General features: G+C 59.1%; 12 protein-coding genes. 4 read left to right on the forward strand and 8 right to left on the reverse strand.

The window, feature by feature from the left end; translation table 11 throughout:
* Positions 1-74: 74 nt before the first annotated feature.
* From FMN63_RS16090 to FMN63_RS16100, 3 genes are read right to left on the reverse strand one after another with little or no spacing between them, the layout of a single operon-like run.
* Positions 75-1,214, reverse strand: coding sequence for an extracellular solute-binding protein (locus tag FMN63_RS16090; RefSeq protein WP_148585060.1), 1,140 nt, complete (start codon positions 1,212-1,214; stop codon positions 75-77).
* Between the two features lie 52 nt (positions 1,215-1,266).
* Positions 1,267-2,052: an ABC transporter permease gene (locus FMN63_RS16095; protein WP_148585062.1), complete on the reverse strand. Its 786-nt coding sequence runs from the start codon at positions 2,050-2,052 to the stop codon at positions 1,267-1,269.
* The gene (locus FMN63_RS16100) at positions 2,052-2,918 is read right to left on the reverse strand and encodes an ABC transporter permease (RefSeq protein ID WP_148585064.1); all 867 of its coding nucleotides are present in this window, start codon (positions 2,916-2,918) and stop codon (positions 2,052-2,054) included. The genes FMN63_RS16095 and FMN63_RS16100 overlap by 1 nt, the downstream gene beginning before the upstream one ends.
* Positions 2,919-3,026: 108 nt before the next feature.
* Here FMN63_RS16100 and FMN63_RS16105 point away from each other — a divergent pair, with 108 nt between their 5' ends.
* From FMN63_RS16105 to FMN63_RS16115, 3 genes are all read left to right on the forward strand, one after another.
* Entirely contained in the window at positions 3,027-3,995 is a 969-nt protein-coding gene (locus FMN63_RS16105) for a LysR family transcriptional regulator (RefSeq protein ID WP_148585066.1), read from the forward strand.
* 162 nt (positions 3,996-4,157) lie between these two features.
* The gene (locus FMN63_RS29865) at positions 4,158-5,240 is read left to right on the forward strand and encodes an OmpA family protein (RefSeq protein ID WP_148585068.1); all 1,083 of its coding nucleotides are present in this window, start codon (positions 4,158-4,160) and stop codon (positions 5,238-5,240) included.
* A gap of 7 nt (positions 5,241-5,247) precedes the next feature.
* Complete coding sequence (locus FMN63_RS16115; protein ID WP_148585070.1) at positions 5,248-6,753, forward strand: caspase family protein; 1,506 nt, start codon at positions 5,248-5,250, stop codon at positions 6,751-6,753.
* Between the two features lie 49 nt (positions 6,754-6,802).
* Here FMN63_RS16115 and FMN63_RS16120 read toward each other — a convergent pair whose 3' ends face one another.
* From FMN63_RS16120 to FMN63_RS16140, 5 genes are all read right to left on the reverse strand, one after another.
* A complete protein-coding gene (locus tag FMN63_RS16120) occupies positions 6,803-7,459 on the reverse strand; it encodes a class I SAM-dependent methyltransferase (RefSeq protein WP_148585072.1) in 657 nt (218 codons plus the stop codon).
* A gap of 32 nt (positions 7,460-7,491) precedes the next feature.
* The gene (locus FMN63_RS16125; protein WP_148585074.1) at positions 7,492-8,754 is read right to left on the reverse strand and encodes a BtaA family protein; all 1,263 of its coding nucleotides are present in this window, start codon (positions 8,752-8,754) and stop codon (positions 7,492-7,494) included.
* 231 nt (positions 8,755-8,985) lie between these two features.
* The gene (locus FMN63_RS16130; protein WP_148585076.1) at positions 8,986-10,674 is read right to left on the reverse strand and encodes a methyl-accepting chemotaxis protein; all 1,689 of its coding nucleotides are present in this window, start codon (positions 10,672-10,674) and stop codon (positions 8,986-8,988) included.
* Between the two features lie 250 nt (positions 10,675-10,924).
* Positions 10,925-12,076, reverse strand: coding sequence for a L,D-transpeptidase family protein (locus FMN63_RS16135; protein ID WP_209001139.1), 1,152 nt, complete (start codon positions 12,074-12,076; stop codon positions 10,925-10,927).
* A 317-nt stretch (positions 12,077-12,393) separates the two neighbouring features.
* On the reverse strand, positions 12,394-13,725 hold the full coding sequence (locus FMN63_RS16140; protein WP_148585079.1) for a dihydroorotase: 1,332 nt from the start codon (positions 13,723-13,725) through the stop codon (positions 12,394-12,396).
* A 159-nt stretch (positions 13,726-13,884) separates the two neighbouring features.
* Here FMN63_RS16140 and ygfZ point away from each other — a divergent pair, with 159 nt between their 5' ends.
* Entirely contained in the window at positions 13,885-14,835 is a 951-nt protein-coding gene (gene ygfZ, locus FMN63_RS16145) for a CAF17-like 4Fe-4S cluster assembly/insertion protein YgfZ (protein WP_209001140.1), read from the forward strand.
* Positions 14,836-14,855: the final 20 nt, after the last annotated feature.

Consider the following 14,855-nt stretch of genomic DNA (forward strand, 5'->3'; position numbering starts at 1 on the left):
AGATGCTGGGGGGAGAACGGCCTTCCGGCAGCGACTGCCGGAAGGTATCGGTTCAGGGATGGGCCGTACCGGGCTCAGTAACCCTTCTGGATCCGTCCGAACATCTTGGACCATGCCTGCTCGTGGCTGTTCCAGTATTCCGGATTGGCGAAGGTCAGACCATCGAGCGTTCCTGTCGGATCGAAGGCCGGCAGGGTCGGGATCTTCTTGCCGAGGTCTACCTTTTTCGGGTCAAGCGCCGGCGGATAGTTCTGGCCTTCGGCGACCGCGATGGAGGTTTCGGGCGCCAGCATGAAGTTCAGCAGCTCTTCACAGGCTTCCATCGGCGAGCCCTTGATCACGAACAGGCATTCCTGCCAGCCGAAACCGTTGGGCGGATCGATATAGCCAATGTCGTGCCCCTGCTCCTGAAGCGCATAGATCCGGCCGGACCAGCCTTCGGTGACGTAGATTTCCTCTTCCGCCAGAAGGCTCATCAACTCCGCTCCGGACTGCCAGTATTTCAACAGCAGATCGCGGTTGGTGCGCACGGCCTGCCAGACGGCATCCATATCCGTTGCGTCGTTCGGATCCTGGCCGGTCTGCAGTGATCCGTACCAGACGCGGGTGCGCCAGTCGGACCAGGCGCCGATCTTGCCCTTGTAGGCTGCATCGATCAGGAGTTTCGCGCCCTTCTCCTTGGCTTCGTCGTCGGAGATGTATTTCCGGTTATAGGCAATGCCCGTGGTGCCATAGTCATACGGCACGCACGACAGCTTGCCGTCGGTGACACTGCGGAAGACGTCGGTCAGCTTCGGGATCACGTATTTCAGGTTCGGGATGTTGTCCTCGTTCAGGGTCGAGTTCAGCCCGAGATTGACATAGCGCGCATAGTCGAAGACGCCGGACAGATGCGCGATGTTGTATTCGCCTTCCTGGCTGGCCTTCACACGCGACAGATATTCATCCCCCCCGCCGAAGGTGCCGTCGACAACCTTGATGCCCGTCTTTTTCGTATAGGGATCGAAGGCGTATTTGCGGAAGGCTTCGGAAACGACCCCGCCCCAACCGTCGAAGCGGACTTCCTCGGTCGCGGCCATGGCATGGCGGGCAAAGGGTGTCTGCACACCGTAGGCGAGACCGGCTGCCCCGATCAGCCCGAGAAACTTGCGGCGGTCGAGATCGCCGTTGAGATAGCGTTCGCGCAGACGCTCATAGCGTTTGGTATTGTCCATCTTGGTTTCCACTCTGGTTCTTTTGTCGGTTACTTGCTTTGATCGCGCGGTTCTAACCGCCGCGCTGCATGGCCATCCGCCGGGCGATTGCCAGCCCGAGAAGCGGCAGGCCGACGGTGAGGAAAATCATCACGGTGCCGAGCGCATTGATCTCCGGAGAGATGGAATTGCGCAGCATGGCAAAGATCTGGGTGGGCACGGTTTCGACCCCGCCCGGCTTCCAGAACAAGGTGCCGGTGATGTCGTCAAAGCTGATGGTGAAGGCGAACAGCATGCCGGCAAACACCGCCGGAGCCAGCAGGGGCAGCGTGATCTGGAAGAAGGCCTGCACAGGGCTGGCGCCAAGACTGAGCGCGGCTTCCTCATAGTCGCGGCGGATCCCGACAAGACGCGCCTGCACCACAAGGATGACAAAGGGCAGCGTGAAGATGACGTGCCCCATGAGGAGCAGGAAGAAGCTTTTATTGATCGACAGGAAATTGAGGAACAGCAGCAAGGCGACCGCCAGCACCACCTCCGGCACCAGAATGGGCGCGATCAGGAGGGTGGAGATCATGTTGCGGCCAGGCACGTCGTACCGCACCAGGGCAAGGCTTGCCAGAACGCCAAGTGTCGTGGAGATCAGCGCCGTCAGCGCACCCAGAACAATCGAAGTCTGGAACGCCCGCAAAATCGCGTCGTTTCCGGCCAGTTCGACGAACCAGCGAAACGAGAAACCGGTCATCGGGAAACTGCCGAACTGGCTGGCGTTAAAGCTGAGAAGCACCACCACCACGACCGGCAGAAACAGGAAGAGATAGACGAGCAGCGTATAGGCCCGGATCAGTTGCCAGCCCATCAGCCAAGCCCCTTCATCAGTTGGCCCATGCCGAGATAGTGGTTGTAGATCAAAACCAGGGCGCCGAGGACGGCGAGCAGCATGAGCGACAGCGCCGAGCCGAGCGGCCAGTTGAGCTGGGTGATGATCGCTTCAAAGACCAGATTGGCGAACATGGCGTCCGTCGGACCGCCCAAAACCAGCGGGGTGATATAGGTGCCCGCGCTCAACACGAAACAGAGCAGGCCGCCTGCGGCCAGCCCCGGCAAGGACAGCGGCAAGGTGACCTCCCGGAACGCCTGCCAGCGGGTGGAGCCGAGCGAGCAGGCCGCGTCTTCCAGCGAGACATCGATCCCTTCCAGCGCCACATAGACGTTCAGCACCATGAAGGGCAGAAGGAAGTGCACGAGGCCGAGGATCACCGTTGGCTCGTTATAGAGCATCTGAACCGGTTCGGAGACGATGCCGAGATTGAGCAGCACCCAGTTGACCGCGCCGGACACACCCAGAATGTTGATCCAGGACATGGTCCGGATGATGTAGCTGATCCAGAACGGCAGCATCAGCAACAGCAGCAGCAATGCCTTGTTGCCGCGCGAGCGGGCGATGAAATAGGCCGCTGGATAGCCCATGACAGCGCAGGCAATTGTCGTGATCGCCGCAATCCTCAGCGTGCCGAGCAGGATGTCCCGATAGAAGGGGTCAGTCAGCGCCTCATTCCAGTTGTCCAGATAAAAGCCCGCCTGATCAGCGCCGGTGGCTGTGCGCAGCCAGAAGGAATAGACCACAATGAAAACGAGCGGAATGAAGAGCAGCAATCCGACGGCGGTCAACGCAGGCGAAAGGAGTATCCATGGCTGCCGTTTTTCCCGCGCCTCAACGCTCATGCGCTCGAACCCCGCCAAATGCCTTGCCAAAATTGCTTGACTTCAGCGTCGCAGACGGGTGTTCATTGATCAAATAGATAGTGGAAATTATAACTATAGATCTGATCAATGACCGAGCGATTGCGCCCAATCCATGCGGAACGGCTAGCCCGCGAACTGGACTGGAACCTGCTGCGAACCTTCGTCGTACTGGCCCAGTCCGGAAGCGTGACTAAAGCTGCCGACAGGCTGCGCCTCAAGCAGCCGACCGTTTCCAGTGCGCTGAAGCGGCTGGAGGACCGGTTGGAGCGCAAGCTCATCAACCGCAAGCCGGGCCAGTTCGAACTGACGGAAGCCGGTCAACTGCTGCTCAAGGAAGCCATCGAGATCCAGGGCTCCATCCTGCGGCTTGGAACCCTGATGCGCGACGTGACCGACGAGATCCGCGGCCATGTCGAAATCGCCATGGCCAGTCATGTGGTCTCTCCGCTTTACGACGACACCTTGCGTGCCTTTCATGAACGACATCCGGCGGCAACGCTCACCATCAAGGTATCCGCCAGCAAGGACGCGCTGGAGGCCGTCACTTCGCGCAGGGCTTCGCTCGCAATCTGCCTGGTGCGCGAGCGCAATCCGAAGCTTGAATATCGGCGCCTTTTCCGGGAGTTCTTCGGCCTTTTCTGTGGTCCACCCCATCCGCTGTTCGGCAAGACAAACCTGACAAAGACCGACCTTGCGGGCCAGTCCTCGGTCAGTTTCGTCACCGACCGGCTGGAAGATGCACTGCGAGCGGTCACCTTGATGCGTGCCGAAGCCGATCTGGAAGACAGGGTTGTCGGCACTTCGGCCAATCTCGAAGAAGTGCGGCGCATGATCATCGCCGGACTGGGAATCGGCCCCCTGCCCGTCCATGTCGCCAAGCGGGACGTCCGCGAGGGGCTGTTGTGGCAATTGCCGCCCTATGACGCGCTGCCGGAGATCGACGTGCACGTGGTCTGGAACCCGAAAGCGAAACTCAACCGTGCCGAGCAGGCCCTTCTCGACATGCTTCTTGAAAAGATACGGGAAACGCCAATCGAGGACCGCACCTACAGGTGACACGCTGGTAGGATTTGTGGCAAACGGACTTTTCACGCCGCAAAATCGTTGTAAGTGGAATCCCGATAGGGGTACGTTGCAATCCCCCGTCGACTTTGCAACACTTTCATTAGGTTACGGAAAAGTGGCGATAAACGCCGACCGGGCTGAAAGGGTACGAAAATGAATGGTGTTCGGTTTGCCTGGAAAGCGATTTTCCTGGGGCTGGTGACAATTGCCCTTTTTCAGTCGCCAGCAAGCGCGTCGGAAGCCTTCTTCAAAGGTGGCTGGACGCTGCAGCGGGATGCCTCGTCCCTCAGGTTCCAGTCCGTGAAGAACCTGACCATCGTGGAATCAAGCTCCTTCGCCGAAATTGAAGGCGGCATAGATGAAACCGGCAGCGCCAAGGTTCGCATCTATCTGGACTCGATCGATACCAAGATCGACCTCAGAAACGTGCGCATGCGGTTCCTGTTCTTCGAGACGTTCGAATTCCCCGAGGCGGTGATCACAACGCAGATCGATGCATCGGCTCTTGCCGACCTTCCAACAGCGAAACGCAAGATCATACCGCTTGATTTCAAGCTGGATCTTCACGGGATTTCCAAAACCTACCAGTCCAATGTTGCCGTGACCTATCTGAGCGAGGATCTGGTTGCCGTGTCGAGCACTGCGCCGATTTCTGTTGCCGCTTCCGACTTCAACCTCGGCGGCGGCATCAAGAAACTCGAGGAAGCCGCCGGCGTGGTGATCGTGCCGTCTGCAACGGTTTCCTTCGATTTCGTCTTTGCACGGAAAGCCGGTAAACCGGTTCAGAGCGTTTCGGCCGATGAGGCCCCGCAGGTCGCAGCAGCCCAGTCGGCGGCGAGCACCGCCCTGGAACCGGAAGGCAATCTGGACGCCGAAGCCTGCATTGGCCGCTTTGAAATCCTGTCCCGCACCGACAATATCTACTTTCCGAGCGGAAGCTCACAGCTTGACCCGAGAAGCCAGCCTCTTTTGAACAGCCTGGTCGATATCATCACGAGATGCCCGGGTCTGGTCATCGAAGTTGGCGGCCACACCGACAGCGATGGGAGCGACACCTCAAACAAGGCTCTGTCCGAACGCAGGGCCGGAGCGGTCAAGCAATATCTTGTCTCCAAGAAGGTTCCCGAAAGCAGGATCAAGAGTGTCGGTTACGGGGAAAGCCGTCCTGTTGCCCCGAACACCTCGGCGGAAGGAAAACAACGCAACAGGCGGATAGAGTTTGTCGTTGTCGAATAGGACCACCATGCATCGCATTACAATCGCATTCCTCATGGCGCTGACCTTGACCATCGGAATGCTCACGAACAGAGCGCATGCGGCATCGCGGCTGGCTCTGGTGGTCGGCAATGGCGCCTATTCGACAGTCACACCGCTGGACAATCCGGTAAGAGATGCGGAACTGATGGCCGACGCGCTGCGCGAGGTGGGCTTTGAGGTCACGCTCGTGACCAACTCCAGCCAGAACGAGATGATCACGGCAATCTCCAACTTTGGCAGCCGTTTGCGGACCGCGGGCGAGGACGCGACCGGGCTTTTCTATTATGCCGGGCACGGTGTGCAATCCTTCGGCACGAACTTTCTGCTTCCTGTCGACATAGAGCTTCAGGATGCTGCAGACCTCAGCCTGGTCGGGGTTCCGGCACAGGCCGTCTTGCGGCAGATGTTCTCGGCCCGCAATCGGACCAATATCGTCATTCTCGATGCCTGTCGGAACAATCCGTTCGTTACGATTCCGGACCTGCGCGACAATGGCCTTGCGGAAATGAAGGCCCCCAGGGGCACCTTCCTGGCCTACTCGACAGCCCCGGGCGATGTTGCTCTTGACGGTGTCGACGGCAACAGCCCCTTCACCGAAGCCCTGGCCCGGCACATGCAGACACCCGGAATGTCCGTCGAAACCCTTTTCAGGGAAGTTCGGATCGACGTTCTGAAGGATACGAACAACCAGCAGACACCGTGGGATACGTCGTCACTCACCGTTGATTTCCAGTTCCTTCCAGCCAAGGCGCCTACCCAGGAAGAAGTCGAACTTCGCCAGATCTGGGACTCGGTCAAACTCAGCAACGATCCGCTACAGGTGCTCTTGTTCCTGCGCGCGCACCCGGACAGCCGCTATTCCGGAGAAGCCAGGAAGCTCCTGACGGTCCTGATGGAGAAGGAAGCACAGCCCGTCGCATCGGCTAAAGCTCCGCCGCAAGCGGCCTCCGAGCCGGCTGCCCCCCAGACGAGCGAACGCGAGATGATCGAAACAGCGCGTCGTGCAGGCACGGCAAGCGCCTATCAAACCTATCTTGACGCCTATCCAAACGGGGCGTTTGCCGAACTGGCGCGTCTGGAACAGCAGACGATCCTGAACAAGGAGCAGAGCAAGGATCCGGTTGCCACTCAGCCACCGCCCGAAGACACGCCTGTGGCCACGCAGCAGCCCGCAACGACCAAGGATCAGAAAGGCCCGCCTGCGGTGATTGCGTTCAATGCGCCGCTTGCTATGGGAACGCCTGACATCGCCAGCCGAAGCATTTCGGAGCTGATCACAGGGTCACCGAAATTCCCGCCGATCGAAGGCCTGCCGGAGGCTGTCTGGAAGGACAAGACCTGCGCTGCGTGCCATCACTGGGAACAGGCCAACCTGTGCGACCAGGCCAAGACCTATGTCGCTGACAAGTCCCGCGCCGTGGCAAAGGAACACCCCTATGGCGGTGTCTTCAAGAATGCCTTGCGGCTCTGGGCCGAACAGGGATGTCCCTGAGGTCAGCGCCCGTTTCTCTGACGCAGAACAGCCCCCCTCGGCGCGGCGCTTACACCGGCTTGGCGATCACCGCATAATCCGTGTAGCCGGCGTATGGGCGGTGGAACGACAGCACCGCCCCATTTTGGGCAGCCAGGTCTTTCAGTTCGTCTTCCAGCCCTGCGCGCGGAGACACGTGGAAGGATTTCAGCCAGGCGAAGAGCAGGCGTTTGAACCAGCCCGGCATGCGCTCCTGTTGACCGAAATCGACCACGTGAATACGCCCGTCCGGCGCCAGCCGGGCGGCACCTGCGGTCAGCGCTTCGCGCCAGATCGGGATCATGGACAGCGTGTAGGAATAGAACACGCGGTCGAATGCCGACACGCCTAGGCCTTCCGTTACAGCGGGATTGGCGGCATCACCTTCCACAAGCGTGATCCGCTCCGTCAGGCCTGCCTTGTCGATGTTCTTTTGCGCGGTTTCCAGCATGTTCCTGGAAATGTCGACACCGAAGAAGCGGACGTCCGGATAGGCCTTGGCTGCCGCAATCAGGTTCCGGCCCGTGCCGCAGCCGAGTTCCAGAACATTGCCGCCACGTGGAGGCTGGAGATCACGGATCAGCCTGTCGCGCCCGAGCAGGTAGAACTTGCGGGTCAGGTCGTAAAAATGGCGCTGATGACGATAGACGGCATCCATCAGCCGGGCCGTTTCGACAGCTTGGGTCATGATGCTCGTTTTCCGTACCGAGAATGGCCAGTCTAGCCGTTGAACACATAAAGATGGAAGCCGCCATAGATGGAAGACCGGTCCTGACGGCCGTGTTCCAGGCTTTCCTCTTCCTCATAGGTCCAGCGATCCAGGATCTGGTCGGCGACGCGGCCCGGCAGCAATGTCGGTTCGGCAGCCGTGCGGAAGATGACCCGGGCTCCCGGGCGGGCAGTGCGGGTGATTTCGGTCCAGAGCGCATTGAGCTGATGGTCGGTCATCCAGTCCTGGGCGTCGAGCAACACATAGGCATCAAGCGTCTTTTCCTGAACCGACTGGAGATGCTCGGTGAAATTGCGGTTGAGCACCCGGACACGGCCCGCACGCTGGCGGATTTCCTCGAAATGTTCCCGCTTCAGATAGGGCGGCAGAGGCCCTGCGGGACCGGTGCTGTCCTGGCCACCGGGGGCATAGCCCCGGCCAAAGGCCTGCCAGGCAAAATAGTTGTCCTGCATGGAAAAGTCGCAAGCGAGTTTCTCAAGCCGCTGACGCAGCACCGCGGACATATCGCCTTCTGCACTGGCGGACACCAGCGCATCATATTGCGCAGGCGGGATGCCCAGACCGTAGAGAGACATCTTCTTCGACGTTGCCCAGCGCACCAGGCGTTTGTCGAACAGCGGCGCCAGCGCGGTATCGAAGAAGCTGCGCTGCTCCTCCAGGGACTTGGTCTTGACCATGTACTTCGGGTCGATGCCATAGAGCTTCGCGATCAGGTGGCCGGCACCGATGCAATAGCCCAACAGGCCGTGATGATAGAGATCGCGCGAGAACAGCGTGATCCGCTTGCGGCCCCAGTTGGCAATGTCCCGGCCTTCCCAGTAGGCAACGGTTTCAGCATCGAGCTTGTCCTTCAGGAAACGCTGATAGGCAGCCACATTGGCCTTTTCGTCGGCTTCGCCAAAGAACCTGTAGAAGACCTCGTAATTCGGCAGATGCCTGGCGGCGGCCAGTTTCAGGCGGCCCAGCGCAACATGCGCGCGGTTAAGATCAACCGCAGTGATTTCGGCCGGGTTTGCCGTCAGATAGGACATGACATTGCAGCCGCCCGACGCAATGGCGATCATTCTGGAGTCCGGCGTCAGGCGCATTGCCTTCATGTCGACGTCCGGATCTTCCCAGATCTGCGGGTAGACGAGCCCCTTGAAGGCGAACGTAAACAGGCGCTCCAGAAAGCCGTCCCTGGAAGTTGCTTCAGACCGGTGAACCGCATTCTTGAGACGTTTCTTCGATGCGGTGAGCGTGCTCTGCGCCATGTCTTTCTCCCGAGTCACCTGCGCCAATAAACTGCCTTCCGATACGTGACGGACACGACAGTTTGGTGACGTTTGGGGAGATTCGAGCCGTCATCCGGACAATAAAACGGTCGGCGGACACTGGCCAATCCGGTTCTGGTGTAGCTACCCTTGTCGGGACGGACACCTGAAAGCACACAAAAAAGGCCCCCGCTGGTGCGGGGGCCTTGATGCATTGTTGCCGAAAGCCGATCAGGCTGCGGACTGTGTCCGTACGCCGTCCAGGAACGCTGCAACCTGACCCTTCAGGGTCTTGGCGTTTTCTTCGAGCTGGCGTGCAGAGACATCGACTGTTTCCGCATTGTGACGGGTGCTTTCAGCCGCCAGGGAAACGCTCTCGATGCTGTTGGTCACTTCCACCGTGCTCCGAGATGCTTCCGTCGCATTCTCAGCGATTTCCTGCGTCGCCACACCTTGTTCTTCAACCGCCGAAGAAATCGACTGTGCGATTTCGTTCATGCTGTTGATGATCTGCGTCACGGACGAGATTGCATTCGCAGCGGACTGGGTTTCGCCCTGAATTGCCGAGATCTGGCTGGAGATTTCCTCGGTTGCCTTCGACGTCTGGGTGGCAAGTTCCTTGACCTCGGCAGCAACGACAGCAAAGCCCTTGCCGGCTTCGCCTGCGCGGGCTGCCTCGATCGTTGCGTTCAGGGCCAGAAGGTTCGTCTGTTCGGCAATTGCCTGAATCAGGGTCACCACTTCGCCGATACGCCCGGCTGCTTCGGAGAGACCGTTCATCCGCTCGTTGGTGGCACGGGCTTCGGAAGCTGCCTGGGAGGCGATCTCGCTGGAGGATTGTACCTGACGCCGGATTTCGTTCACCGATGCCGAAAGCTCTTCCGCAGCAGCGGCAACCGTTTCCACGTTGCGGGCGGCCTGAGAGGAGGCGTTTGAAACGAGGCCGCTCTGGGACGTCGTCTGTTCCGCGCCGTTGGTCATTTCCTCCGATGCGCTCTGCAGACGGCTGACCGAACCTTCGATGATGTTCATCATCTCCATGATCTGGCGATCGAACTCGGCACTCATGCGCTGGATTTCCTCACCACGCTGCGCAGCCTGTTCCTGGTTGGCCAGCTGTTCCTCTTCAAGCTGCTTGCGCGTGTTCTCGTTGCGCACGAAGACCTCCATGGCGGATGCCATCTGGCCGATTTCGTCCCCGCGGTCGGTTCCCATGACCTCAATGGAACTGTTGCCTTCCGCAAGACTGTTCATGTTGTCGGTAAGGGCCTTGATCGGGCGGCTGATACTGCGGATCGTGAAAAAGGCGACGAAACCCGCGACGAGCGCGCCGATGGCAGACACAGCGATCATTACAATCGCGGCGCTCCAATACGCAGCTTCAAGATCATCCACATAGACACCGCTGCCGACGTACCAGCCCCAGGGAGCGAAAAGCTCGCTCCATGCGTGCTTGGGATAGACCTCGTCCCCGGTCTTCTTCCTGGTCTGATATTGAATATAGGCGCCGCCGGCGTCGCCTGCCTTGATCAGTTCTCTCGTGATATAGACGCCATCCGGGTCGACATTGTCCCAGCGATTATCTCCGACAATCTCGGAGCGCGGGTGGACCAGCAGCGTTCCTTTCTTGTCATAGACGAAAATATAGCCGTTACCGCTGAACTGCATTCCGCCGATGGCAACCGCTGCACGCTGTCTGGCTTCCTCTTCGGTCAGAGTACCAGCCACGGCCATATCATTGTACCGTTTCGCTATCGCGATCGCAGACTGGTCGATGTTCTTGATACTCAGGAGACGCTCATCGAGCATTCCTTTGTGAAGGGAATTCAGGCTGATAATTGCGACCAGAACGGTGAAGGCGAAAACAGTCACTGCCGGAATGGCAATTTTCCAGGTCAGTGGAATGCTGTTGTATTTCATCTGACGTACCTCTGAGGAAACTAACTGAGGGTACTTCTGAAGCATTATTGTAAATTTTCCGTGAGCCTGTCACTTTTAACAATGTCGATACACGCCATAATTGATCAATTTGCCTTCAATACTATAGGTTTTAACTTCTACTGCCACAATCTGAAGCATACTGCGCTTGCTGATCGGTAATGGCAGAATGAAAAAGGCCCCCGCAAGAGCGGGGGCCTGACACTTGTCCAGCACGTTGGGAAACCTGAACCTAGCGGGTGATCACCACAAAGTCGGTTCCAAGGCCGGTGTTGCGGGTGAAGTTGCGGTCTGTAACCGTCAGGGACGAGCCCGGAGTCAGCATCTTCGAAACTTCAAGTCCCACCTTCTTGGACATCTCGATCCGGTCGAGAACCTCCATTGAAGATCCGCCACGTTCCCCTTCCGCGGAAACCGCGATCCAGTCAACGGACGTGTCACCCGGTTTGAAATCCATCGCGGTGAAAACGTGTGTTCCGATTTCCTGATCGATATCCTTGATCGTGACCTGTGCGGAATAGACATCGCGGAACTTGCGGCGGATCCGCAACGTGGCGTTCTGCGGTTCTTCGTAGCCGGCGTCGGCACGAATGCGGGTTTCAAGCGCATCGGTCAAATGACCGGTGACCGGCAAGTCGGCGCCTTCCTGATACAGGCTGATGGCTGCCCGGGTCTTGCGGCCCATGACACCGTCTTCCGGACCGGCATTGAAGCCCATCTGGTTGAGCAGTTGCTGCAGCACCTGCACACGGCTCGGTGCTTTCTGCGGCGTGATGATCATCCGCAGCGGCAAGTCGAAATACGGGTTTTCTGGCTGGACCGCAGGCAGATTGGCCTGCAAAGGCGCTTCCTGAATGGCTCCACGCAGAGCCGGATCAGACGCGATGGTCTCGTCCGTCAGGCTCGCGACCTCGGTTTCCGGCACGTAGGGCTGAGGCAGCACCGCGTGATGTACTCCGAGCGGATTTGCCTCTCCCCTGGTCACGACAACATGCATGCCGCGCTCGGTCATGCTGTAAAGCGACCGCGCAAAGGCTTTGGGCAGACGAATGCAGCCGTGAGAAGCCGGATAGCCGGGCAGCCTGCCGACATGCAGGGCAATGCCTGACCATGTCAGCCGCTGCATGAACGGCATCGGCGCATCGTTGTAGAGATTGGAAAAGTGCTTGCGCTTCTTTTCCAGAATGGAAAACACGCCAGTAGGTGTGCTGTGTCCGCGCTTTCCGGAAGAAATCGACGAAATCTCGATCAGATCCAGGCCGCGGTAGACCTTGATTTTCTGTTCGTCCAGCGACACGAGCATGTGCAATGGCGGCTCGCTTGCGGCATCTGCTTCCGGAGCGCCGTCGCGCGCAAAGGCCGTCGACATGACGGCGACTGACATAACTGCGGCACCGGTGAGGCTGAGCAGCGAACGTGTGCGCCTGCTCCGGCTAATTTTTTTCAATGACAACATCCCTGAGCTCCCCAACGCAAAAACCCATAAAGCTCGATTAAAACTGTACCCAATATCTGTGTAGATCGGGTTAGGAAACACGGTTACTTATTGGTTTCCTTCCACCTTTCAGCCGCAAGGTCGCACACTAGCTATCTCGCCGCTGTTATTCACATCACATTTTGTAAAGTTAGCAGACGCTACGTGAACTGGGCCTGAACAGGGAGAACAGCCCCTCACGCCACAGATTTTCAGGAACGGCTTTTTCAGGCTTTCAGTGCGTCAAGGAAGCGGACGGCTTCACCGCGCGAGGGTGCCGCAAGTTCACCATCCCACATGACGCGCTGCCCACGGACGACCGTGCCAACCGGCCAGCCGGTCACCTCCTTGCCGTCATAGGGCGTCCAGCCGCATTTGGAGGCAATCCACTCGTTGCGGATGGTTTCCTTGCGCTTCATGTCGACCACCGTGAAGTCGGCATCGTAGCCGACGGCGATCCGGCCCTTGCGCGCAGTCTGGAAGAGACGGGCCGGGCCCGCACTGGTCATGTCGACGAAACGTGCAAGGCTGAGACGGCCTGCATTGATGTGATCCAGCATGATCGGTACGAGCGTCTGCACACCGGTCATGCCAGACGGCGAAGCCGGATAGGGCTTCTGTTTTTCTTCCAGCAGATGCGGCGCATGATCTGAGCCGAAAATGTCGAGAATGCCCTGCTCCAGTGCCCACCACAGGCGTTCAGAATGACGTGGGGCACGCACCGGCGGATTCATCTGAACCAGCGTGCCCAGCCGGTGGTAGGCTTCGTCCGTCAGCGTCAGATGGTGCGGGGTGACCTCAATCGAGGCAACGTCCTTGTGGTCGATGAGGAAATCGACCTCTTCCGCCGTCGACAGATGCAGAATGTGGATCTTCGCGCCGGTTTCGCGCGCGATGCCCACCAGCCGCTGGGTGCACTGGAGAGCTGCGATCTCGTCGCGCCAGATCGGATGGGAACTCGGGTCACCTTCAACACGCTCCCCCTGGCGTTCCCGCAGGCGGAACTCGTCTTCGGAGTGGAAGGCTGCCCGGCGGCGGGTCACGGACAGGATTTCCTTCACGCCCTTGTCGTCTTCCACCAGAAGATCACCGGTGGAGGACCCCATGAACACCTTTATACCCGCAGCAGCCGGCAGACGTTCCAGTTCGGGAATATCCTTGGCGTTGTCCCGCGTTCCGCCAACCCAGAAGGCAAAGTCACAGTGCATGCGGTGATGACCGCGACGCACCTTGTCGGCGAGGGCCGCTTCCGAAGTTGTCAGCGGATTGGTGTTCGGCATTTCGAAGACCGCGGTGACACCGCCCATGACGGCAGCACGAGAGCCGGACTCCAGGTCTTCCTTATGGTCGAGACCTGGCTCGCGGAAATGCACCTGGGTGTCCATGACGCCGGGAAGAACATGCAGGCCCGTGCAATCGACCGTTTCGTCGGCCTGTGAGGCGTCGAAGGAGCCGATGCCCGCAATGCGGCCATCGCGAACAGCAACATCACGCTGTCCCGCGCCATCCTGATTGACAACGGTTCCGCCCTTCAGGATCAGGTCATAGGTCGCGCTCATGTGGCTCCTCCGCATTCATTCGGGTCTATCGGCAGGTCGGTTTATCGGGCTTATACGCGGCCCGGCGGCAAAGGGCCAGACAGAGGCCAGCAGATTCAGAACCTTGCCCACGGTTGGCAAAGCGCTTATGTGCCACTCAAGTGAAACTGGCCAGACAATGTGTCTGAATCAGCCATCTCGTTCATGGAGCCTGCCGTGCCGACCTTGTCCTACGCCCATCTGTCCGACCGCTCGCTGATCCGTGTTGGAGGTGCAGACGCACAGCATTTTCTGCAAAATCTGGTCACGGCTGACATCGACAGCATGGTGGAAGGCGGTGCAAGCGCCTGTGCCCTGCTGACACCCCAGGGCAAAATCCTGTTCGACTTCCTGATCTACCGCCAGGAAGGCAGCTATCTGCTGGATGTACCTTCCGCAACCGCTGCCGATTTTCTGAAACGGCTGACTTTCTACCGGTTGCGAGCGAAGGTGGACCTGGAGATGCTGCCGGAGGACTTTGGCGTGATCGCCCTGTGGGATGACACTGCGAACGCAGGCGAGGTTCCGGACAGTGATTTGGAGGGTGCTCTTGCTGAGGTCACCGACCCGCGCCTGCCGGCACTCGGCAAGCGCATTGCAGGTCCTGTCGCAGATCTTGCCCCGAAACTCCACGCCACGGCTGCGGACCTTGCCGCCTATGACCGTCACCGCATTTCAATGGGTGTCCCTGAGGGTCTGAAAGACTTCGACTATTCGGATATCTTCCCGCATGACGCCGATCTCGACCAGCTTGGCGGCGTTTCCTTTTCCAAGGGGTGTTACGTCGGGCAGGAAGTCGTTTCGCGCGTGCATCACCGGGGTACTGCCCGCAAGCGGTTCGTTCAGATCGAAAGCAGCGCTGCGCTTGGGGAAAAAGGCACCGACATCACGGCCGATGGCAAATCCGCAGGCGTCCTCGGCTCCAGTGCCGTGACCGAAGACGGCGCTGTGGGCCTTGCGCTTCTGCGCCTTGACAAGGTTGCCCAAGCCAAGGACAACGGCTCTCCTTTGAAATGCGGTGACACGGAGATTCTGGTCAAGCTGCCCGACTGGGCTTCCTTTTCCTTGCCGGAACCGAACACCGCGGACTGAAACCGCGAGCCCCTTGAGAA

Source organism: Stappia sp. BW2, from assembly GCF_008107695.1.
Taxonomy (GTDB): Bacteria; Pseudomonadota; Alphaproteobacteria; order Rhizobiales; family Stappiaceae; genus Roseibium.